This is a genomic window from Antrihabitans cavernicola, from assembly GCF_008297975.1.
Taxonomy (GTDB): domain Bacteria; phylum Actinomycetota; class Actinomycetes; order Mycobacteriales; family Mycobacteriaceae; genus Antrihabitans; species Antrihabitans cavernicola.
This window is the reverse complement of record NZ_VLNY01000011.1, coordinates 1-20376: the sequence shown is the minus strand read 5'-3', so window position 1 is coordinate 20376 and position 20376 is coordinate 1. Positions and strand designations below refer to the sequence as shown.

General features: G+C 63.3%; 23 protein-coding genes and 1 pseudogene. 12 read left to right on the top strand and 12 right to left on the bottom strand.

The window, feature by feature from the left end:
- Nucleotides 1-32: 32 nt before the first annotated feature.
- Complete coding sequence (locus FOY51_RS19785) at nt 33-1043, top strand: crotonase/enoyl-CoA hydratase family protein (protein WP_149432104.1); 1011 nt, start codon at nt 33-35, stop codon at nt 1041-1043.
- Nucleotides 1040-1918 carry an SDR family NAD(P)-dependent oxidoreductase gene (locus FOY51_RS19780; protein ID WP_149431989.1) on the top strand — a complete coding sequence of 293 codons (879 nt, stop codon included), beginning with the start codon at nt 1040-1042 and terminating at the stop codon, nt 1916-1918. Before FOY51_RS19785 ends, FOY51_RS19780 begins: the two co-directional genes overlap by 4 nt.
- 19 nt (nt 1919-1937) lie before the next feature.
- Here FOY51_RS19780 and FOY51_RS19775 read toward each other — a convergent pair whose 3' ends face one another.
- From FOY51_RS19775 to FOY51_RS19760, 4 genes are read right to left on the bottom strand one after another with little or no spacing between them, the layout of a single operon-like run.
- Complete coding sequence (locus FOY51_RS19775) at nt 1938-2480, bottom strand: hypothetical protein (protein WP_149431988.1); 543 nt, start codon at nt 2478-2480, stop codon at nt 1938-1940.
- Nucleotides 2477-3802 carry a WXG100 family type VII secretion target gene (locus FOY51_RS19770; protein WP_149431987.1) on the bottom strand — a complete coding sequence of 442 codons (1326 nt, stop codon included), beginning with the start codon at nt 3800-3802 and terminating at the stop codon, nt 2477-2479. Before FOY51_RS19770 ends, FOY51_RS19775 begins: the two co-directional genes overlap by 4 nt.
- Nucleotides 3802-4101 (bottom strand): DUF6317 family protein, encoded by a 300-nt coding sequence (locus FOY51_RS19765; protein WP_149431986.1) that lies wholly within the window; start codon nt 4099-4101, stop codon nt 3802-3804. Before FOY51_RS19765 ends, FOY51_RS19770 begins: the two co-directional genes overlap by 1 nt.
- Nucleotides 4088-4471 (bottom strand): SAV_915 family protein, encoded by a 384-nt coding sequence (locus FOY51_RS19760; protein ID WP_149431985.1) that lies wholly within the window; start codon nt 4469-4471, stop codon nt 4088-4090. Before FOY51_RS19760 ends, FOY51_RS19765 begins: the two co-directional genes overlap by 14 nt.
- A gap of 246 nt (nt 4472-4717) precedes the next feature.
- Between FOY51_RS19760 and FOY51_RS19755 the strand changes: the two genes are divergently transcribed.
- From FOY51_RS19755 to FOY51_RS19745, 3 genes are read left to right on the top strand one after another with little or no spacing between them, the layout of a single operon-like run.
- On the top strand, nt 4718-5215 hold the full coding sequence (locus FOY51_RS19755; RefSeq protein WP_235916531.1) for an RNA polymerase sigma factor: 498 nt from the start codon (nt 4718-4720) through the stop codon (nt 5213-5215).
- Nucleotides 5205-5822, top strand: a complete 618-nt coding sequence (locus tag FOY51_RS19750; RefSeq protein ID WP_149431984.1) for a hypothetical protein — start codon at nt 5205-5207, stop codon at nt 5820-5822. The genes FOY51_RS19755 and FOY51_RS19750 overlap by 11 nt, the downstream gene beginning before the upstream one ends.
- A 40-nt stretch (nt 5823-5862) precedes the next feature.
- On the top strand, nt 5863-6414 hold the full coding sequence (locus tag FOY51_RS19745) for a carboxymuconolactone decarboxylase family protein (RefSeq protein WP_149431983.1): 552 nt from the start codon (nt 5863-5865) through the stop codon (nt 6412-6414).
- Nucleotides 6415-6424: 10 nt separating this feature from the next.
- Here FOY51_RS19745 and FOY51_RS19740 read toward each other — a convergent pair whose 3' ends face one another.
- The 6 genes from FOY51_RS19740 to FOY51_RS19715 all read right to left on the bottom strand — a co-directional run bounded on the left by FOY51_RS19740 (nt 6425) and on the right by FOY51_RS19715 (nt 12801).
- Entirely contained in the window at nt 6425-6733 is a 309-nt protein-coding gene (locus FOY51_RS19740; protein ID WP_149431982.1) for a metal-sensitive transcriptional regulator, read from the bottom strand.
- On the bottom strand, nt 6730-8664 hold the full coding sequence (locus FOY51_RS19735; RefSeq protein ID WP_214633128.1) for a heavy metal translocating P-type ATPase: 1935 nt from the start codon (nt 8662-8664) through the stop codon (nt 6730-6732). Before FOY51_RS19735 ends, FOY51_RS19740 begins: the two co-directional genes overlap by 4 nt.
- A 47-nt stretch (nt 8665-8711) precedes the next feature.
- Entirely contained in the window at nt 8712-10970 is a 2259-nt protein-coding gene (locus tag FOY51_RS19730; RefSeq protein ID WP_149431980.1) for a heavy metal translocating P-type ATPase, read from the bottom strand.
- A 16-nt stretch (nt 10971-10986) separates the two neighbouring features.
- On the bottom strand, nt 10987-11877 hold the full coding sequence (locus FOY51_RS19725) for a DUF8832 domain-containing protein (protein WP_187776395.1): 891 nt from the start codon (nt 11875-11877) through the stop codon (nt 10987-10989).
- Nucleotides 11877-12086: a heavy-metal-associated domain-containing protein gene (locus tag FOY51_RS19720; RefSeq protein ID WP_149431979.1), complete on the bottom strand. Its 210-nt coding sequence runs from the start codon at nt 12084-12086 to the stop codon at nt 11877-11879. Before FOY51_RS19720 ends, FOY51_RS19725 begins: the two co-directional genes overlap by 1 nt.
- Before the next feature lie 109 nt (nt 12087-12195).
- Nucleotides 12196-12801: a TetR/AcrR family transcriptional regulator gene (locus FOY51_RS19715; protein ID WP_187776394.1), complete on the bottom strand. Its 606-nt coding sequence runs from the start codon at nt 12799-12801 to the stop codon at nt 12196-12198.
- 257 nt (nt 12802-13058) lie between these two features.
- Here FOY51_RS19715 and FOY51_RS19710 point away from each other — a divergent pair, with 257 nt between their 5' ends.
- The 3 genes from FOY51_RS19710 (at nt 13059) to FOY51_RS19700 (ending at nt 16339) form a co-directional block, all read left to right on the top strand.
- Entirely contained in the window at nt 13059-13838 is a 780-nt protein-coding gene (locus FOY51_RS19710; RefSeq protein ID WP_149431977.1) for a universal stress protein, read from the top strand.
- A gap of 193 nt (nt 13839-14031) precedes the next feature.
- Nucleotides 14032-15375: a DUF445 domain-containing protein gene (locus FOY51_RS19705; RefSeq protein WP_353961378.1), complete on the top strand. Its 1344-nt coding sequence runs from the start codon at nt 14032-14034 to the stop codon at nt 15373-15375.
- Between the two features lies 1 nt (nt 15376).
- Nucleotides 15377-16339 carry an Abi-alpha family protein gene (locus FOY51_RS19700; protein WP_149431975.1) on the top strand — a complete coding sequence of 321 codons (963 nt, stop codon included), beginning with the start codon at nt 15377-15379 and terminating at the stop codon, nt 16337-16339.
- Here the strand turns inward: FOY51_RS19700 and nhaA are convergent.
- Nucleotides 16333-17613 (bottom strand): Na+/H+ antiporter NhaA, encoded by a 1281-nt coding sequence (gene nhaA / locus FOY51_RS19695; RefSeq protein ID WP_149431974.1) that lies wholly within the window; start codon nt 17611-17613, stop codon nt 16333-16335. The two genes, FOY51_RS19700 and nhaA, sit on opposite strands and share 7 nt — an antisense overlap.
- A gap of 37 nt (nt 17614-17650) precedes the next feature.
- Between nhaA and FOY51_RS19690 the strand changes: the two are divergent.
- The 3 genes and pseudogenes from FOY51_RS19690 to FOY51_RS19680 all read left to right on the top strand — a co-directional run bounded on the left by FOY51_RS19690 (nt 17651) and on the right by FOY51_RS19680 (nt 18857).
- Nucleotides 17651-17952 (top strand): annotated as a pseudogene (locus tag FOY51_RS19690) (hypothetical protein).
- 19 nt (nt 17953-17971) lie between these two features.
- Nucleotides 17972-18409, top strand: a complete 438-nt coding sequence (locus FOY51_RS19685; protein ID WP_149431973.1) for a DUF5709 domain-containing protein — start codon at nt 17972-17974, stop codon at nt 18407-18409.
- An 85-nt stretch (nt 18410-18494) separates the two neighbouring features.
- Nucleotides 18495-18857 (top strand): DUF5313 family protein, encoded by a 363-nt coding sequence (locus FOY51_RS19680; protein WP_149431972.1) that lies wholly within the window; start codon nt 18495-18497, stop codon nt 18855-18857.
- On the opposite strand, the gene FOY51_RS19675 is transcribed toward FOY51_RS19680, so the two are convergent.
- A complete protein-coding gene (locus tag FOY51_RS19675) occupies nt 18851-19525 on the bottom strand; it encodes a TetR/AcrR family transcriptional regulator (protein WP_149431971.1) in 675 nt (224 codons plus the stop codon). The two genes, FOY51_RS19680 and FOY51_RS19675, sit on opposite strands and share 7 nt — an antisense overlap.
- A gap of 94 nt (nt 19526-19619) precedes the next feature.
- Between FOY51_RS19675 and FOY51_RS19670 the strand changes: the two genes are divergently transcribed.
- Nucleotides 19620-20129, top strand: a complete 510-nt coding sequence (locus FOY51_RS19670) for a peroxiredoxin family protein (RefSeq protein ID WP_149431970.1) — start codon at nt 19620-19622, stop codon at nt 20127-20129.
- The last annotated feature ends 247 nt before the right edge of the window (nt 20130-20376 follow it).

The following is a 20376-nucleotide window of genomic DNA, read 5'->3' as shown; positions in this document are numbered from 1 at the left end:
ACGCGAAAGTGGAGTACGACAATCATTCCGGTATGCGACCAGCAGCCTGGTCCGAGAACTGGACCGAAGTCCCAGATTCGCCGTTCGCGGGCCGCCCAGAGCCTGCCGACGAGCGCGAATATCGGACGCTGACCTACGAGCGAACCGGCCGCGTAGCACGCATCACGTTCAACCGGCCGGATCAGGGCAACGCGATCACGCCCGATACGCCCCTCGACCTCACGCACGCCGTCGAACGCGCGGACCTCGATCCGCGGGTGCACGTGATTCTCGTATCGGGGCGGGGCAAGGGCTTCTGCGGCGGCTACGACCTGCAGATGTTCGCCGAGAGCGGCACCGACGGGTCAGGTGTCGGTCAGCACGATGTCGGTGGCACCGAGATCGATCCCGTCGTCCAGGCAACGAACCACAATCCGTGGGGCACTTGGGATCCGATGCTCGACTACGCGATGATGAGTCGTTTCAACAAAGGCTTCGCCTCGCTCCTGCACGCCGACAAGCCGACCGTCGCGAAGATTCACGGATTTGCGATCGCAGGCGGCACCGACATCGCGCTGTACTGCGACCAGATCATCTGCGCCGACGACGCGGTGATGGGCTACCCGCCCACCCGAGTGTGGGGGATCCCCGCCGCAGGCATGTGGGCGCACCGCCTCGGGGATCAGCGTGCCAAGAGGCTGCTCTTCACCGGCGATCGGATCAGCGGGAAGCAGGCCGAAGAATGGGGACTTGCCGTCGAGTCCTGTCCTGCAACCGAACTCGACCAACGGACCGAATCGTTGGTCGAGCGCATCGCGCGGATGCCGGTCAATCAGTTGATGATGGCCAAGCTCGCTCTGAACTCGGCACTGCTGGCACAGGGCGTCGCGAACAGCACGATGATCAGCACCGTCTTCGACGGGATCTCGCGGCACACCCGCGAGGGCTACGCGTTCCAGCTTCGCTCCGCGACCGCAGGGTTCCGTGCAGCCGTCCGCGAACGCGACGAGCCGTACGGGGATTACAAGGGCCGACCAACGAAAACCGATGAGGAGCAACAGTGATCGACTTCGACGACCAGGTGGTCATCGTCACGGGCGCAGGCAACGGGCTCGGTAAGGCCTATGCGCTCGAATTCGCCCGTCGCGGCGCGGCCGTGGTCGTCAACGACCTCGGTGGATCGGTGAGTGGCGAAGGTGGCTCGGACGCAGCGCAATCCGTGGTCGACGAAATTGTCGCCGCCGGCGGGCGTGCAGCGGCTTCGCGTGAATCGGTTGCCACGCCCGAGGGCGGCAAAGCCATCGTCGCGACCGCCATCGACGCCTTCGGTCGTGTCGACGTGGTCGTCAACAACGCGGGAATCTTGCGCGACAAGTCGTTTCTGAAGCTCGAGCCCGAAGACTTGAATGCCGTCCTCGACGTTCATCTGAAGGGCGCGTTCAACGTCTCTCAACCTGCTTTCGCGCACATGAAGGCGCAGGGCTATGGACGTCTTGTCTTCACATCGTCGAATGCCGGCGTCTTCGGCAACTTCGGCCAGACCAACTACGGTGCAGCCAAGGCAGGACTGGTCGGCCTGTCGAACGTGCTGGCAATCGAGGGCGAGCGATTCGGGATCAAGAGCAATGCGGTGATGCCGATCGCAAAGACCCGGATGACCGAAGAGCTGTTGGGACCTCTGGCCGATCGAGCCGCGCCGGAAGGCGTTGTGCCGCTGGTCGTCTACCTGTCGAGCCGCGAGTGCGAGCTCACGCATGAAGTGTTCTCGGCGGCACTGGGTCGCTATGCCCGCGTCTTCATCGGTGTCACCCCAGGCTGGAAGTCGGATGGTCTGGCAAGCGCCGAAGACATCCAGGCCAACCTGGCGCAGATCGAGGAACAGGCCGGCTACGCGGTCCCACTCTCGACTCTCGATGAGTTGAAAACGGTTCTGGAATAGTCGTTTACGAGACCTGCGACTACGACGCCTCGGGATGTCGCTTCTTCCACTCGGCAACTGCCTTCACGGCGGCGATTTCTTCAGGGCCAAGATGACGACGAAACGTTGCCACCATGAGCACGCCGAACCAGCCGATAGCGAACAACGCGCCCAACATCAGCAGGCCTGCAGCAATCGGTGATCCACCGTAGGCGGCGGTACCGGAACCGAATCCCAGCGCTCGAGCACCCTTTTCCGGCTTGTTCGCGTCGCCGAGAGCCAGGGTGCGTCCCGATTCTCGGGCGCGCTTCTGGCGAATTTGCGCCCTGATCGCCGTGAAGAAACTCCAAGCAATGGCACACCCGGCGAGAGTCAGCGTGATCGCGCGGCCTCGTGCGCCCATTTCGGAGGTGAAGCCGTCGAGAAATTCGGTGATGAAGAAGACGAAGAGGGCGAACCAAGCGACCGCGAAAAGAGACACTCCCGCTCGCCGTACCCAATAGGAGAAGCCACGTCGATACCACGTGGTTCCGAGCACCGGAATCGACGGCATCGGTGGACCCGCAATGATCTGCTTTTTCATCCTGTTGCCTTGCCCCACAGCGAAGTAGCGCCGTGCCACAGCCCGACGGCCATGCCCTTCATATCGCCGCCCGCGTTCTTACCCATGTTCTCGACCCCGGTACCTAGACCAGCGAGAATGCCGTGGTCGTGGATGTCTTCGGACCAGTGTTCGTGAAACCCTTGATAGGCAAAGTCGCCAACCCCGACGATCGCTAGGCCGCCCCCGGCAACAACTCCCCAAGCCGGAGCGGTGATTCCTGCGGCGCTCAAAATCGCAACTCCACCGGCAGTCGCGGCAGTCCCGCCGACCAGGCCGATCCCAGCGGCCGCATAATCCTTCGCCCGCGCTTCTCCTGGGTCCCAGCCTTTTTCGATGTCATCGCGAGCTTGGAATTCTGCGGCGACTCCTGATGCGGCGACGTCGATTCCGGGGATCTCTTTGAGGAAGTTCAACTCCTTGGGCAACGCAGCTCCCAATTCGGGAACGAGCTTGTCGACCTGGCCGATCGGAGTGTTCAGCGCACGGGACAGGGCGATTTCGCCCTTGCCGGCTTCTGCCGCGGCCAACCTGGTCTCCAGACTTTTCAGATCGCCGACCGCGTCGAGGTGGCTCAGTCGTGCGGGGTTGTCGATCGGCAGTTTCAAACCCTTCGCCTCGTATGCGGCGCGCTCGGCCTTCATATCCTTGCGGGCGTCGCGAAGGTCGTCGTGGGCTCGGGTGATGGCTTCGGGCACTGTCTTTGTTGCAAGGTTGTTCATGTCGTTTTTCACGAACAACAAACTCTTCACATAGTCGGCAACCGTTACCCGTTGGTCCCATGGCATCTTCTCGTCGGAGTCGATCGCAGCGGCAATGCCGGACAAGGTGTCAGCTGCGTGGAGCCGAAAGCCCTGGGCCAATTGCATCGCGGATGTGTACGCGGCGTTGTAGTCGGCCTGTGCTGCCAACGCCGCCGTTGCTTCGGGGCTCGCCGCGTCACCTTTGATGATGAGTGGCAGGGGTTCGCCCATCGGCCCGATTTGCGCGCCCTTGCCGCGAGCGGCGTCGGCGGCGTTGTACAGGTCCGCCTCCACCTGCGCCAGTTCGTCGCCCAGGTCGCTGACGGTCTGTCCGAACTGTCCGACAATCGTCGCCAACCCGCCCGCCTGCAGTGCGTTCGTAGACCACGCTTTGAGGAAGCGTTCTGCGGCATCGCCCGACCAGTTGGCATCACCGACGAGAGTGTCGGCTTGTGAGCTGAGCGCGTGCACGATGTCACGAATTTCGTCCGGTGCCGGTTTCATCGTGTTTCCCATGGCTTGCAAACCGGGAATGTCGCCGCCCACCCAACTCTGCGCCATCAGTCGACATCCTTCATCAAGTCGTCGAACAGGAAGCGGTTATCGATGTCGCGACGCTGATAAGAGTCGTGCGCTGTGGCGAGTTTCTCGGAATGCTGGGTGATCGACGTGGCCAGCTGCTGGTGCAGCACTCCGATCAGCTCTAGTACCGCATGCATGACCGCGTTCAGTGCGCCATCGCCAGAGTCTGCCTCGGCCGGTGTCAGTTTCGGTGTGACGGCGCGATACGCGCCCGCCTGCTCATTGAATGTTGTTGCCATTGACTGCAAATCTTCGAGTACGACCTCAAAGCCGGCCATCGAGCACCTCCGTCAGTAATCGAACACGCTGAGCCGACCAACGGGGGACCGTCATCGAGAACGGTGGGTCGAGGACCACTCCGGAAACCTGTTTCGCTGCCACGAGCTTCAATAAACCGTTGGACGGCAACGCTATCCACGGTTGAAACGTGCCGCGGTGAGCGACGAGCTTTTCGACGGTTGAATACACGACGGCAATCGGTTCGCCCGACTCCAGTTTCGCCATTTCGATGTCGATCCCGGCAAGAGGCACCGGGTGTGCCGGCACGACAACGACGGGCGGCAGGGACACGCCGAGTTCCGTAACCTGCTTTGCAACGGGAGGATTCGGATTTTCGGTACGATTCGGACGCCCCATCGGATCCGACATCCACGAAGTGCGCGGATGCGAATCCGGTCCTGCCATGGCCCCCTGTGCTCCCCGTCGTCGAACGTGCGACGACACTCCCTCGCCCGAGTGTAGCGATACGGCCGAACGGGCGGTTGTCGGACTGAACGTCGAGTAGCGAGCCCGAAAACCACCCGTTCGACGCTGCGCAGCCGACCGCAGCCCGCAATTCGGATAAACCGGACCCTTTCGTTACAGCAACCGGTGCTGCCGCGAAGATAGGTCGACGTGACAGCCGAGTTCGCAGATATCTACAGCGAGCACGTAACGCCCATCTGGCGCTACGTGCGCGCCCGGCTGCCCTCTGATGCCGATGCGGAGGACGTGACCAGCGAGGTGTTTGCCCAGGCAGTGCGCTCATGGGACGGCTTCGACGCCGGTCGGGGCTCTGTGGGCGGCTGGCTGGTCGGCATCTCGCGGCACGTTCTCGCGGATTGGTGGCGACGGCGTGGCCGTGAGGTTCCGTCCGAAGACGTGCGCGCCGAACAAGCCGACCCCGATCAAGATCCAGAGAGCTGGGCGCTCCGGCTGGACGGCGCCGACGACCTTCGCAGGCACCTGGGGATGCTGTCGGTTCGAGAACGCGAAGCGGTGGCGTTGCGATTCGGTACGGAGCTGTCGTCCGAGCAGATCGGTGCCGCCATGGGCATTTCGCCGACCGCCGCCCGAATGCTGGTCTATCGGGCGGTCGCAAAACTGCGGGAGGTGATGCCGCGTGAATCCTGACGAAGAGAGGTTCGACGATCCGGCCGAGATCGCCGCGGCCGAACTGATGGACGCCCAGATTGCGGCAACACTCGGTGGTCGGGCCGAACCGACGACGGATCCGACCGTGCTGTGGCTGGCGAGTTCGCTGCGGCCGCCTGCATCGCAGACATTGCACGATCGCGTTGCGCAGCAGGTGCGCACTCACCATGCCCGGACGTGGCGGTTCGTCCAACTCGCCGCCGTCGCACTCGGTCTGCTGCTTGCGATTCAAGGCATCAACGGCTACGTGCTCGGTGACTGGATTTCGCGCAACCTCGGCGAGCCGTTCGCCGAACACGCCTCGATCGATGCCGCGTTCGCCTACATCGCTGCCGGCGCAGCAGTTGTAGCAGGCGCGATCAAGCGCCGCTGGCTCCCCGTCTCGGTGCTGGCGGGAGTGCCCCTGGGCCTGCTGCTCACAGCCCACGGCGTCCACGAATTCTCCGAGTTCGCCTACGGAGCAGCGCTGCACTTCGCCGAAGGCGCGTGCGCGATCGCGTTGCTCGTCGGGTGGCTGGCGATGAGACGCAGACAACATCGTCGTCGGCGTTACGGCGACGACTCCGATCCGCAAGACGAGGTATGAGCGTGAGTGACCGGGCAGGTCTGGCAAAGGAGCCGATCGAATGAAATTCCTCCGCAAGGTATGGCACTACATGAAGGCCATGGGGCAGGCGAGTGGGCATCGAACCGACCTGATGGGCTGGTTGGCGCGGCGGCCGTGGTTGCTGCTCTCGACGGGTTTCTACGAGTTCTCGCTGTTGGCGAGCAACCGGGTGGACAGCAAGCTCGTTGCCCTCGCGAACCTGAAAACAGCGGGAATGATCAACTGCGAGTTCTGTCTCGACATCGGTTCGGCGCTCGCGCACTCCGACGGTGTAACTGAGCAGCAAATTCGCGACCTGCCTCGATACAAGACGAGCGCGGCGTACAACGACGAAGAGAAGCTGGTCATCGCCTTCGCGGAAGCAATGACGGTGACGCCTGCGGTCGACTTGGACGATCTGCGAAATCAGTTGCTGGCGCACTTTTCCCGCGCGCAGGTTGCCGAGCTGGCAGCCGCCATCGCGTGGGAGAACCAGCGGGCCCGCATCAACCAGGCGCTCGGCGTTCGACCGATGGGTAGCGCCGAAGGAATGGTCTGCGCGATTCCCGACAGGCCTGCCGAGGCAGGCTAGCGAACACCGATCAGGACCGCACGAGCCGCGCAATCGCTTGCGACGCTTCGGCTATCTTCGCGTCGCCTGCCTCGCCGCCGGTGTTCACCGCGTCGACGACGCAATGCTTGAGATGATCGTCGAGCAGTCCGAGAGCCACGCCCTGCAATGCCGATGTCAGTGCGGAGATCTGCGTGAGGATGTCGATGCAGTACTGCTCCTCGTCGACCATCCGGTGGATTCCGCGGGCCTGGCCTTCGATTCGCTTGAGGCGCGCCAAGTACCGATCCTTGTCGCTGATGTAGCCGTGCTGGCCGGAATGTTCGTGGTCCACGATCATCTCTTCTCTGTGGGGTGGGCGTCGGGGGACAGGTTCAGGCGTCGCAGTGATTGTGCATTGACCGCAACGACGATCGTGGACAGCGACATCAACAACGCTCCGACGGACATCGGCATCACGAACCCGATCGGGGCCAGCACACCGGCTGCCAGCGGAACCGAGATCACGTTGTATCCCGCTGCCCACCAGAGGTTCTGCTTCATCTTGCGATACGACGCGCGCGACAGTTCGATCACCGACAGCACCGATCGCGGATCGTCGCTGGCAAGAATGACGCCCGCCGATGCGATCGCGACGTCTGTTCCCGCCCCGATCGCGATCCCCACGTCAGCGGCAGCGAGCGCTGGTGCATCGTTGACGCCGTCGCCCACCATCGCGACCTTGCGGCCCTCGTGTTGCAGCTCGATCACCCGCTGGGACTTGTCTTCCGGCCGAACGCCTGCGAAGTAGCGGTCCACACCCAGTTCCCGCGCAACGGATTTCGCAACCGCATCGGCGTCGCCGGTGATCATCACGACCTGGATGTTCTGCGCGTGCAGTCCGTCGACGGCATGCCGTGACTCCGCGCGGATCTCGTCGGCCAGCTTCAACGCGCCGATCACCTTGCCATCCGCGAGTACGTGCAAGATGATCGCGCCGTCCTCACGCCAGGCTCGGGCAATAGGCTGCTCTGTCCCGGAGTGCAGCTGCAACAGTGCCGGGCCGCCCACGTCGATGCGGGTGCCGTCGACGATCGCGGACACACCGACCGCGGGCGACGACTCGAAGTCCGTGGCGCCGGTGACGTCGATGCCACGAGCCTTGGCGGCGTTGACAATTGCGCCAGCCAACGGGTGCTCGGAGTCGGTCTCGGCGGCAGCGGCGCAGCGAAGAACGGTGTCTGCGTCGTAGCCGTTCGTCGGCTCGAGGGCGGTGACCGCGGGCTCGCCCTTGGTGAGGGTGCCCGTCTTGTCGAACAACACCGTGTCGACGGTGCGCATGCTTTCCAGCGCAAGCCGGTCCTTGACCAGAACACCGCCGCGTGCGGCCCGTTCGGTCGCGATCGAGACGACCAGTGGAATCGCGAGGCCGAGCGCGTGGGGACAGGCGATGACGAGAACAGTGATCGTGCGCACAACCGCCTGGTCGGGCATACCGAGGACCGCCCAGGCGATCGCGGTGATGATGCCGGCGCCGAGCGCGAACCAGAACAGCCATGCGGCAGCGGTATCCGCGATCCGTTGGGCACGCGACGACGAGTTCTGCGCATCGGAAACCAGTCGCTGGATTCCGGCGAGCGCAGTGTCGTCGCCGACCGCAGTCACCTCGATACGAAGGCCGGAGTCGGTGGCGACGGTTCCTGCGACCACAGATGCGCCTTCGCTGCGTCGAACGGTGCGGGATTCGCCGGTGATCATCGACTCGTCCATGTGCGCCGAGCCGGAGACCACCTTGCCGTCTGCCGGGACACGACCACCCGGTCGAACCACAACTACGTCGCCGAGTTCGAGTTCGGACGGCGAAATCGACACTGTTCCTGCGCCATCCACGCGCTCGGCTTCGTCCGGTAGCAGGGCGGCGAGTGAATCCAGCGCCGATGTGGTCTGCGCCAGCGAACGCATCTCGATCCAGTGCCCCAGCAACATGATCACGATCAGCAGCGCGAGTTCCCACCAGAAATCGAGCTGATGATCGAGGACCCCGACGCTGGCACCGAGCGACGCGACGAATGCGACCGTGATCGCCAATGCGATCAGCAGCATCATGCCTGGCTTGCGGGACCGAACTTCGGCGAGAGCACCTGTGAGGAAGGGCTTTCCGCCCCAGACGTACATGACGGTTCCGAGCGTGGGCGACACCCAGGGGACCCACTGCCCGTCGGGTAGCGAATAGCCCAGAATCATCGCGAACATGCTCGACATTCCGACAACGGGAACGGCGAACAGCAGCATGATCGCGAACAAACGCCGGAACTGCGCAACATGATCGTGGTGCACGGCTAGGCCTTCATTGCCGAGCGGGAGCGAAACGACCGCAGCCGCAAGCTGTTACTGACGACGAAGACGCTGGACAGCGCCATGGTTGCACCGGCGAGCATGGGATTGAGCAGTCCGAACGCGGCCAGTGGAATCGCTGCGACGTTGTAGGCGAACGCCCAGAACAAGTTCACCTTGATGGTCCCAAGTGTCTTGCGTGCCAATCGGATTGCATCGGCGGCGGAGCGGAGATCGCCTCTAACGAGCGTCACGTCGGCAGCTTCGATCGCGGCGTCTGTTCCGGTGCCCATCGCCAGGCCGAGGTCGGCCTGGGCAAGTGCGGCAGCATCGTTGACACCGTCGCCGACCATCGCGACCACTTTGCCCTCGGCTTGCAATCGTTGCACGACGGCAGCCTTGTCCTCGGGGAGAACTTCGGCGATCACCTGCTCGATCCCGACCTCGCTGCCGACTCGCCGTGCGACAGTCTTGTTGTCGCCCGTCAAGAGAATCTGCGTGAGGCCGAGTTCGGCGAATTGTGTGATCGCCTCCGCGCTGGTCGGTTTCACCGAGTCCGCGACGACGAGTACAGCGCGAGCAGCGCCGTCCCACGCGACCAGCACCGCGGTCTTACCGTCGTTCTCGGCGCTCGCCATTGCGGCCTCGAGGGTCGCATCGAGCGTCAGTGCGCTGTCGTCGAGCAACGATCGGCGCCCGACGAGCACCAGGTGGCCGTCGACAATGCCCTGCACGCCTCGACCTTCGATGTTCTCGAACGACTCGGGAGTGGGGAGTGACCCCACGCGTGCGGTGGCTCCCTTCGCAATTGCCTGCGCGATCGGGTGCTCGGACGCATCTTCGACAGCGCCTGCGAGTCGAAGCACCGCGTCGACGTCAGTGTCAGGTGTCGTCGTCACATCGAGCAGCGTCATCTTGCCGGTGGTGACGGTCCCGGTCTTGTCGAGCACGATGGTGTCGACCGCGCGGGTTGACTCCAGCACCTCCGGCCCCTTGATCAGGATGCCGAGTTGCGCGCCGCGGCCGGTGCCGACCAGAAGTGCTGTCGGCGTAGCCAATCCGAGCGCACACGGACACGCGACGATGAGGACCGCAACGGCGGCGGTGAATGCGGCGGTGACGGGGAAGCCGCCACCGAGCCATACCGCAAGGGAGGCAACCGCGATGCCGATCACGATCGGCACGAAGACACCGGAGATTCGGTCGGCGAGGCGTTGCACCTCGGCCTTACCTGATTGCGCGTCTTCGACCAGTCGCGCCATCTGGGCGAGTTGGGTATCGGAGCCGACGCGGGTCGCCCGGATCACAAGGCGCCCGCCTGCGTTGACCGTTGCGCCGACCACCGCGTCGCCTTCGGCAACCTCTACCGGTACTGATTCGCCGGTGAGCATCGACGCGTCGACCGCGGATGTGCCCTCGATCACGACACCGTCGGCGGCGATCTTTTCGCCGGGGCGCACGACGAACTCGTCGTCGACTGCCAGATCTGCTGTAGCAATGCGAGTTTCGACTCCGCCGCGACGGACTGCAACATCCTTGGCCCCGAGGTCGAGCAACGCTCGTAGTGCGGCACCTGCCTGTCGTTTGGAGCGCTTTTCGAAGTAGCGTCCGGCGAGCACGAACATCGTGACGCCTGCCGCCACCTCGAGGTACATGTTCGCGGCGCCATCGCTCGGTGCGATGGTGAACTCGAACGGGTGCTTCATCCCCGGCTCACCTGCGCTGCCCAAGAACAGCGCGTACAGAGACCACAGGAACGCCGCGGATGTGCCGACCGAGATCAGGGTGTCCATCGTCGCCGCACCGTGGCGCAGATTCATGACCGCCGCCTTGTGGAACGGCCACGCAGCCCAGACGACGACGGGCGACGCGAGCACCAGCGAGGCCCACTGCCAGTAGTCGAACTGCCATGCGGGCACCATCGCGAGCACGATCACCGGAATGGACAGCACCACAGCGCCGATCAGCCTGTGGCGCAAACCGGTCAACTCGGGATCCGACGCAGGCTCGGCAGCGCCTTCTCGGCGAGCCGGAAGTGTTGCGGTGTACCCGGTCTTCTCCACTTCGGCGATCAGAGCGTCCGCATCGTATCCGGAAGGCGTTGTGACACGGGCCTTCTCGGTCGCATAGTTGACGCTCGCCGATACGCCGTCGAGCTTGTTCAGTTTCTTCTCGATCCGCATGGCGCACGACGCGCAGGTCATACCGCCGATGCTGAGTTCGATGTTCTGATTCAGCTCCTGCGGGTGCGTCGGCACTGTCATAAGATCCCTCCTTCGATCAGTGGTCGGGGTGCGCGGTGACCGCGAACTCCGCGGTGTGGACCTGACCGTCGACCTTGAAATCCAGGTAGAGGAAATACTTTCCGGCGGTCGGCGGCGCGGCCATGAACGTGATGTCCGGGCCGGGTTGGGTTCGGCCGTCGCCGGGTTCGCCCATCGGATGTACGTGCAGGTAGCCCAGATCGCCCTCGCGCAATGCGACCAGATGACCGTACGCGCCGAGATACGGCTCGAGAGTTGTCACCGGCACGCCGCCGCGCCTGACGCTGAGCGTCAGGTCGGCATCCGTTCCAGCCGTGAGGGATCCGCCGAGCGTGACAGTGAAGTCTCCGACCGTGGCAACGGTCGAGTCCTGCGGAATCTGGCGTGGCACAAGTTCGCCCGCGACCGAGACCGTCGATGTCAGGACCACGTTGCTGCCCAGGGGAGCAGGTACGAAGTCCGCAAAGAGTCGATAGGACCCGGCCGCGGACCAGCGCCACGGCAGTGACCAGGACCCGTCGCCGTCGTTCGTCGGATGCACGTGCCGGAATTGCGCGCCGTCGCTACGGACGACTATCAGGTGCAAATCTTTGTCGTGGGCGGCGGCGTACTCGGTGACGGCCGCCCCATCGGGGCCGGTGAGCCGGAACGTGAGCGTTCCGTCCTTGCCCACCGCGCTCGGCGCATTCACGTCGCTGATCTGATAACCCTCTCGCTCGACCGCCAAGCCGGGGACAACGGCACTCGCATGGGACTCGTCTCCGTGGCTCATCTGCGTTGCATCCGAGTGCTCGCTCCATGCCGCCGCTGCGCTGTCGGGAACGAGCGCCTTCGCGCCGACGAAGCACACGGCGAAGATCGCGGCCAGTGCCAAGCCGTACAGCCCGAGCCGTAGCGGGGCGGTCATCAGGATCGCGCTGCCTGGTAGCCGGCCTCCTCGACCGCCGCGAGCACTGCCGAGTCGTCGAAGTCGGTAGAGCTGGAGACGACGAGTCGGCCGGTGGCGGCGGAGACGTCGATGCCCTCGACACCGGGGACATTGCCGACCTCCTCGCGTACCGCGTTCTCGCAGTGTGCGCAGGTCATGCCGGTCACCTGGTATTCGGTCGTCGCCATCGGTTCGTCCTCCTGTGTCTGTTGGGTTCCGGATACCACCTAGGGGTATCCCGTACACAGGCATAACCATACCCTCTATGGGTATGAATTGCACGTACGGACCTGCGGGCTACGGAAAGAGGAGGTCGACCGTCGTACGGATCTGGGGATCGAGATCAGGCCAGACGATCGATGCTCGCATCACCCGCAGGTGCGTGATGCCGTGGATTGCTGTCCATAGCTGCAGAGTTTTCGACCAGGTGTCAGGGTGGTCGCGCGACAATGCCAAGTGCCCGGCGACAGTGTCGAGAAAGACGTCGAGCGCACGGCGGCCGATGACGTCGACGTCGTGGGGCAACGGTGGATCGTCGAGTGGGGTCGAGAACAGCACCTGGTAGGCGCCCGGACGCTCGATCCCGAAGTGCGAGTATGCCTCTGCGAGCGCATACAACCGGGCGCGAGGAGTGCAATCGGCGTGCTCGACGGCATGCTGCAGCGATTCCGCCAGTTCCTCGTAATGGCGTAGCTTCACCGCGACCACGATGCCGGCGAGGTCGTCGAAGTAGCGGTACAACGCCATCGGCGTCACGCCGACCTCGCGGGCCACCGCACGCAACGAGATGCGATCGACCGAGCCGGTCTCGGCAAGAAGTGCACTTGCGGCAACGAGGATCTCTTCGCGTACCGCTGTGCCCTGGCCGCGTGCCGCACGCGGTCTCTTCTGGAGCGAGGTCACGGTGAGCACCTTTTCATCAGGTCGCGCTGGCGCACACCGACAAGTTTATCGCGATAGGTCGCGGAATCGACCGACCGTCGTATGCGAACGCAGATCGACACGCCATTCTGTACTGCTACGTCGCCGTGTTTATTTGTGAAAGTGGACCGGCCGGTCAGCGCTGCCGGTAGCGTCACGCCCGTCGAGCAGGTGTGTGCCGCTGGATTCGTGATGCCGTGACCATCGCTGAGTCCGACGACGTCGAAAGGAAACCATTGATGGAGTCTTATCCGCGGGTAATGGTTGGAACGGACGGATCGGACGACGCGACCGCCGCCGTCAAGGTCGGCGGCCGAATCGCGGCAAAGCTCGGCGTACCCCTCGACTTGATAGCCGTGTGGGAAGACGACAACAACGACGCATGGGCGGTGGAAGTCACCACCGCGGCTGAGGCAATTCTGAAAGATCTGGGCGTCAAGGAAGTCAATACGAAGAGAGTCAGCGGCGACCCCGCCGATCAACTCGTCGCGTACACGAACGACAACCCGCAGTCCCTCGTCGTTGTCGGATCGACGGGCCTCACCAAAGCGTCGAGCCGGCTCGTCGGGAGCACGTCGAATCGGCTCTCGCACCACAGCATTGCCGACGTTCTCTATGCCCGCGAACCGGTGCCGAGTCAATGGAACTTCGTTGCGCTGGCTACAGACGGCTCCGACACATCGCTGAAAGCAGTGCAGCGCGGCCTCGGGCTCGCGTCGGCGTTGGGCGCGACGCCACGACTGGTCACGGCCGCGAAGAGCCACGACGACGGCGCTCGGGTGCTCGCCGCCACACGTGCCGCGCTGAACCTGGACTCGGCTGGTGTCGAGATCGAGGAAGAGATTCTCGTCGACTCGCAGGCGGCCAGCGCGATCATTCTGCAAGGCTGGAAGTACGAAATTGTGGTCATCGGTAACAAGAGCATGAGCGGCGCGGCCCGACTGCTCGGTTCCATCGCGAACAAGATCACGCACGGCCTGGAGACAAATCTCTTGTTGGTCAACACGACTCGCTCCTGAGTGACGCACTCGGTGAGCGAAATGTTGAAACGGAATTTCGTCCTCAGTATTCCTGCTCGCAAGGTGCACTTTTCATAACAAACTGCACCACTGATTGCACTTATCGGCATTTTCGAGACGCCGCGCGCCACACAGGCCAAGATACGGACAGCATTACCGGTTTCGAACGCGCAAGGAGCGGCACGTGTCGTATATGGCCTCAGGAGTGTTCATCGACTGGGAGGAGATGACTGGGCAGTCCAAGTTCGTCATCGACCTCATCAGCTTCCCGATTTTCAGCGCCATTGCGGGATTGCTCACGAACTGGACGGGTGTGTTGATGCTTTTCGCACCTACCCGTTTTCATGGCTTCTACATGCCTGGCGTGAAGACAATTTTCCCGTTCCTGCCGAGAAAACTTCAGATCCTTCCGACTTTCGCGCCTGGCGGAATTCTCGGATTCCAGGGCTTCGTGCCCGCACGAGCCGAGAAGATGGCGAGCTTCGTCGTCGACAAAGCGATCGCGAAGATCGGCAACGTCAACGACTTCGTGCGCGAGCTGGAACCTGAGGGTATCGCTGCCCAAGTCGCAGTCGTCTTGAAGTCTCAGTTGCGTCCGTTGGTGGACGAGCTCATGGAGAAAGAGAATCCGCGGCTCTGGAACGATCTGCCGCAGAGCATGAAGGAGGTTGTCTACTCCCGAGCCGAAGCGCAGCTACCGGAGATCTCGCAGCGAGCCTTTGCCGAGATGGGTGACAACATCGAGGATCTCATCGACGTGAAGCTGTTGGCGGTGGGGCATCTCCGGCGGCATCCCGAGCAGCTGAAGGACATCTTCTATGGAATCGGTGCGCCTGAGCTCCGGTTCATGGTCAAGAGTGGTCTTCTCGGTGGTCCGATGGGCCTGCTGCTCGCGCTCTACCTGCAGATACACGACAAGATTCCGGTCATTTCGCTGATTCCGCACTGGCTGATCATTCTGGTCGTCGCGGCACTCATCGGCATCATCGTCAACGTCATCGCCATCAAGGTCGTGTTCACGCCGGGCGAACCGATGCCGCGCTACAAATATCTGTGGAAGCAAGCCAAGCTGGCGAAGCGTCAAGACGCAGCCGCAGGCGACTTCGGTCACCTACTCGCGTACAAGGTGCTGTCCATGCCGAACATCGCCCGGGAGCTGTTGGCCGGTCCGCGCGGCGACAAAACGGTCGGAATGTTGACGGAGATCTTGGCGAAGGAGATCAACGGTCTGCTCGGCCCGATGTCGACGATGGTGCGGTTCGCTGTGGGTGGAAAGGAAATGGACCACATCTCGCACAGCGCAGGCGGTCTCGCTTTGGACCTGGCGCCGTCGATCGTGGAAGACGAATCCTTTTCCAGGGACCAGTCGTCGAAAATCGACAAGTTCGCCTCCGACAAGCTTCGGAAGATGCCCGCGTCGGAGTTCATGGACATGCTGTACTCCGCGATCGAGCAGGACGCCTGGTTGCTCTATGCGCACGGCGGTCTGCTCGGCATCCTCGTCGGCTGTGTCCATCTACTGACCTTCGGAGCCTGACATGACACACGCCGCACCTGATCGGCCGCAGGCATCCGCCCCAGCGGTCCAGAACAAGAACATCGTCGTCGATGCCGATTCGGTATCGACGCCCGCACGAAAACCGCAGTCGTCGAGCGCTTTGACGGAACTGGCGAAGGGCGGAGCAGGTGCGGTCACCGACCCCATCGGTCTGGCAAAGGTGGCCGGAGCCACGCTGTTTCGAGCTATGTCCGGCTTCGCGAAAAGCTCGATCGGTGCTGCCACCGACATCGCGCGCGAAGTCAGCGCGGGCGAGCCCATCACCGAAATCGTCGATACCCGAGTAGAGCAGGCACGCACCGTTGCCTGGCACGCGTTGGGCCTGGACGACAATTCCGAACACGGTTTTGCGGAGCGGTTGAATCGTGGCGCCAAGGACAACCACGACCTGAGGGCGCAGGGCAACGCGCTGATCGAGAAGTCCTGGTTCCCGTCCAAGTCGATGGGGGAGCACCCGGCGTTCTCGCAGATCCTGCGATCGCTCACGCCGGACGAAGCGCGCATCCTGCGATTCCTTGCAGCATGTGGCCCGCAACCCGCGATCGATGTGCGGACCAAGACGCCGTTCGGTGTCGGGTCGGAGCGCCTGGCAGGCGGCATCAACATGATCGCCGATATGGCAGGTTGCCAGTGGGTGGAGCGCGATCAGCAGTACCTGGCGAACCTCAATCGGCTGGGCATGGTCCGTTTCTCGGAAGAACCGGTGGAAGACTTCCGCCGCTATTCGTTGATCGAAGCGCAGCCCAAATCGTCGCAGGCGATGGCCAAGGCGAAGAAGGCCATGACCGTCTACCGCAGTATCTACTTGTCGCTCTTCGGTATTCAGTTCTGCCAGGAATGCTTCGACCTGGAGGGATACGACGCCGGTGGCTGGGCAGACAACGACCGCGGTGACGTGATCCACGGCAAGGGCACGCCGGCGGTCAAGCACAAGCATCACTGACGCGCGTCAGGCTCGTTCCTGCTTTCGTCGAGGGCGATAGCGCTGTAGGCCTTGTTGCGAGCGCGGAGAACAGTTGCCGCCAGTAGCGCTGCCGCCACCGATCCGGTCAGCACGCCGACCTTGACATGCCCACCCTGGGTGCTGTCCATGCCGAATGCCAGATCGCCGATCAGCAGCGAGACGGTGAACCCGATGCCGCCCAGCAGTGCCACGCCAAGAACGTCCAACCATTGCAGTCCCTCGTCCAGGGTCGCGCGGGTGAATTTCGCAACCAGAAACGTGGTCCCGAAAATCCCGACGGTCTTTCCGAGGATGAGACCGCCGATCACGCCAAGCGCGATCGTGTCGCGCAGCGACGATCCCAGCCCGGACATCCCACCGACCGTGACGCCCGCGGCGAAGAAGGCGAACACAGGAACGGCCACACCCGACGAGATCGGGCGGATGCGGTGCTCGAAATGCTCGGCCAATCCCGGTCCTGCGTCGGGGCCGCCCGCTCGCTCGCTGCGCAGAACGGGCACTGCGAATCCGAGCAGCACACCGGCGACGGTGGCGTGCACCCCCGATTGATGCACAAGGGTCCACGTCGCCAGGGCGAGCGGGAGGAGGATCCACCACGATCTAATCCGGCGCTGCACGGCAATGGTGAACAGTGCCAACGGAATCAGTGCGAGCAACAGCGGACGGAACGACAGCGTGTCGGCATAGAAGATGGCGATGATGGTGACGGCGAGTAGGTCATCGACTACGGCCAACGTGAGCAGGAAGGTGCGCAGAGCCGACGGCAAGTCGGTGCTGACGATCGCGAGCACAGCAACGGCGAAGGCGATGTCGGTTGCCGTCGGGATGGCCCAGCCGTGCAGTGCGCCGTTGCCCGAACCGAGGTTGACGACGGTGAACACCAGTGCGGGAACAGCCATTCCGCCGATCGCGGCGGCGATGGGCAGCGCAGCTCGCCGCGGATCGCGGAGGTCGCCCGCGACGAATTCGCGCTTGAGCTCCAAGCCGACGACAAAGAAGAAGATGGCGAGCAGACCGTCGGCGGCCCAGGTGCCGAGCGAGAGATTCAGATGCAGCGCACTGGGGCCGACAACCAGCTCGCGAAACGAGATGTAGGTCGCCGACCAGGCGGAGTTCGCCCACACCAGCGCGAACACTGCGGCGCCGAGCAGCAATGCGCCGCCTACGGTTTCGCGACGGAGCAGTGCCGTGACTCGCGCAGTCTCCGCCCACGACCCCCGTGCGAACAGGGTGCTGCGGTCGGAATCGGCCATACTGCTGACCCTACAGTTGGGGGATTACGTTGGCGGTATGACGGAAGACGAAGTCGGCGCATTTGTCGGCGCCTGGGTTCGGAACTGGAATGCGCACGACCTGGACGCGCTGCTCGGTCATTTCACCGAGGACGTGGTGTTCGCATCGCCGGTCGCATCCCGGACCTGCATTTCGACGTGGTTCAGTACTACGTGGGTGTCGACACCGTGGTCATCAACTACCGGAACCAAAAGGGCGGTCTCGTCAACGAAGTACTGATTTTCGAGGGAACCGCGGTGGCGCGCGGATACGGAACCTACGCGGGCGCGGATCCGAATCCCGCGGGCGCGAACGACTGATCGATGGCAGTGTGGACCTATGAATCCAGACAGCACTGACGAAGGTTCGACGGGCGAATACAGCCTCGACGAAGACGACCAGTTGCAAGAGGAGGACACACTTGTCGATCGAGGTGTCGACGACGTCCTGGACGAGGGCATCGTCCCGCCCGATCGGCCGTTGGGGATCGACCGATTCGGTACTACGGAAGCAGAGCAGCGCGAGGGCGAAAGTCTCGACCAGTTGCTGGCTGAGGAAGAGCCGGACCCCTCGATGGATCTCGACAGCGCCGACGACCCGGAGGCAGAGTTTCCGGAGGACGACGAGGTGGGTGGTCGGCGCGCAGGCCGCTTGATCGCGAACGACGACGGTGACGGCGGCGACGATGAGAGAGAATTGTATGCCGGTGACGCTGGAATCGATGGTGGAGCCGCATCGGCCGAAGAGGCTGCGGTGCACGTGATCGGCGAGGACTGACAACAGCTTTCGCGAAAACTGACCAGAGTGTGACGGTGGGGAGTGAAGCCGTTTCGGTGCTCCTTTGCGACGTAGCGTTGTGGCCATGAACACTCCCAGCATCACCCAGCGCATCCGCTACGATCTGGGCTTCGAACTTCCCGAGTCACACCATGATTGGGTTCGCAACGATCTGGTCGGCCCGGGATCGATGGAGCGTTATCTGATTCGCTTTCTGCTTCCCGTACTGCCGTTCTTCGGGCTGGTTTTTCTGCTCGGCGGAGACGTGTGGCTCGAGATCGCGATGATCGCAATCATGTTGGTGCCGTTGATCGTTTTCACAATCTCGTTGACCTACGTGTTTCGGCGCTCGCGCCTGATCCAGCATGGACTCGATCCTGCATTACTCGATCGGACCAAGTTCTCGGACTACGAACGACTGCGGTACCGAATGAATTACGGTCACTGACCGGACTGTCGAGCCTTCTTGTGCCGATGCCCCGTATTGCACTCCAGCGCAACATGTTCGAGAGCCATCTGCAAACCCAGTTCGAGGTGCCGCGTCAGATGGGTGGTCTGCGTGAGCAACAGGCCGCCTTGCAACGCCGTGAGGATTGCGGCAGCCAGATCTGCCGTGACGGCGTCGGCGCGCAGTTCGCCGGTGCCGTGCATGGCGTCGAGTACTGCGCGAATCCTGTCTTCCCACATGGCGAAGCCCGCTTGCAGTAGCAGCCGGGCGTCCTCGGAACTGTCGGACAGTTCGCCGGCCAGGGACCCGATAGGGCAGCCGCCGACCCCGCGTCGCTCGCGGTGGAACTCGACGATCGCAGCGGCCCAAGCACGCAGCCCGGCAAGCGAATTCGCGTCGCGTAGCAGGTGATCCTGGGCGTCGAGAACGCGCTCGGTTTCGCGGACGACCACCGCGTTGGTGAGCGCATCCTTGTCGGCGAAGTAGTGGTACAGCTGAGACTTGCTTGTGCCGCTGGCGGCCATCACGTCGTCGAGCGTGGTTGCCGATACGCCCTGTTGGAAGACCAGGTCGGCGGCGGCTTCGATGATGCGCGCCCGCGTCGCGGCACCGCGCGCGGTCAGGGTGGGCCCGCCTTGCGCGGTGCGTGTGCTCCCGATTGCCGCCATTGCGTCGAGTGTAGAACTTCTGGACTTGACGGTCCACTATGGTCCGCGCATAGTGGACTCAATAGTCCAGTTAGCTACTTCTGCGGGAGCCATCATGACGCAATCCGACATCGAATCAGCCGACACGCCGACGCGGCTCAGCAATGGTGGGCAGTTTCCAGCGCTGGAATTCGCGAAGGTCGGCGGTGGCACAATCTCGCTCCCCTCGGATCTGTCCGGCGGTTATGGGGTCGTGCTGTTCTATCGAGGCGCGTGGTGCCCCTATTGCAATGCGCAACTCGCGGCGTTCCAGCGCGCCCATGATTCCCTGGGTGCGGCAGGCATTGCTGTCGTTGCCATTTCGGTTGACGACGAATCGGCTGCCGCCGCGCTCGTATCGAAGCGGCGACTGGGCTTCGCTGTCGGGTACGGCGCCGACGCCGATCAGGTTGCCGCCGCGACCGGCGCTTATGTCAACGCCGATCCGAAATACCTGCAGTCGACCGGTTTCGTACTGGCACCGGACGGCACGGTGGTCACGGCGGTGTATTCGAGCGGCGCAATCGGGCGACTGGTGCCTGACGACGTCATCGGCTTGGTCCGATACATCCAATCGCCAGGGTGAGTCGTCGAGCCGGTGTTGTCGCTGATGCGAATGCTTCGCCCAGGGTCTGTCGGCGATGTTCCGAAGAGGAAAAGTCGCGGTGAAAAAGCTGGCATGATCTGCGATTGTCCGATAGAGTCGAATACATGTTCGATACCGATGCGAGTGATGAGGCGAGGCGGCTGATCGATCAGTTGCGCGCCCAGCATCGGGCGTCGGCGATCGCGCAGGCCGAGGAAATCTTCACCCTGACCGCCTTGTATCGAGC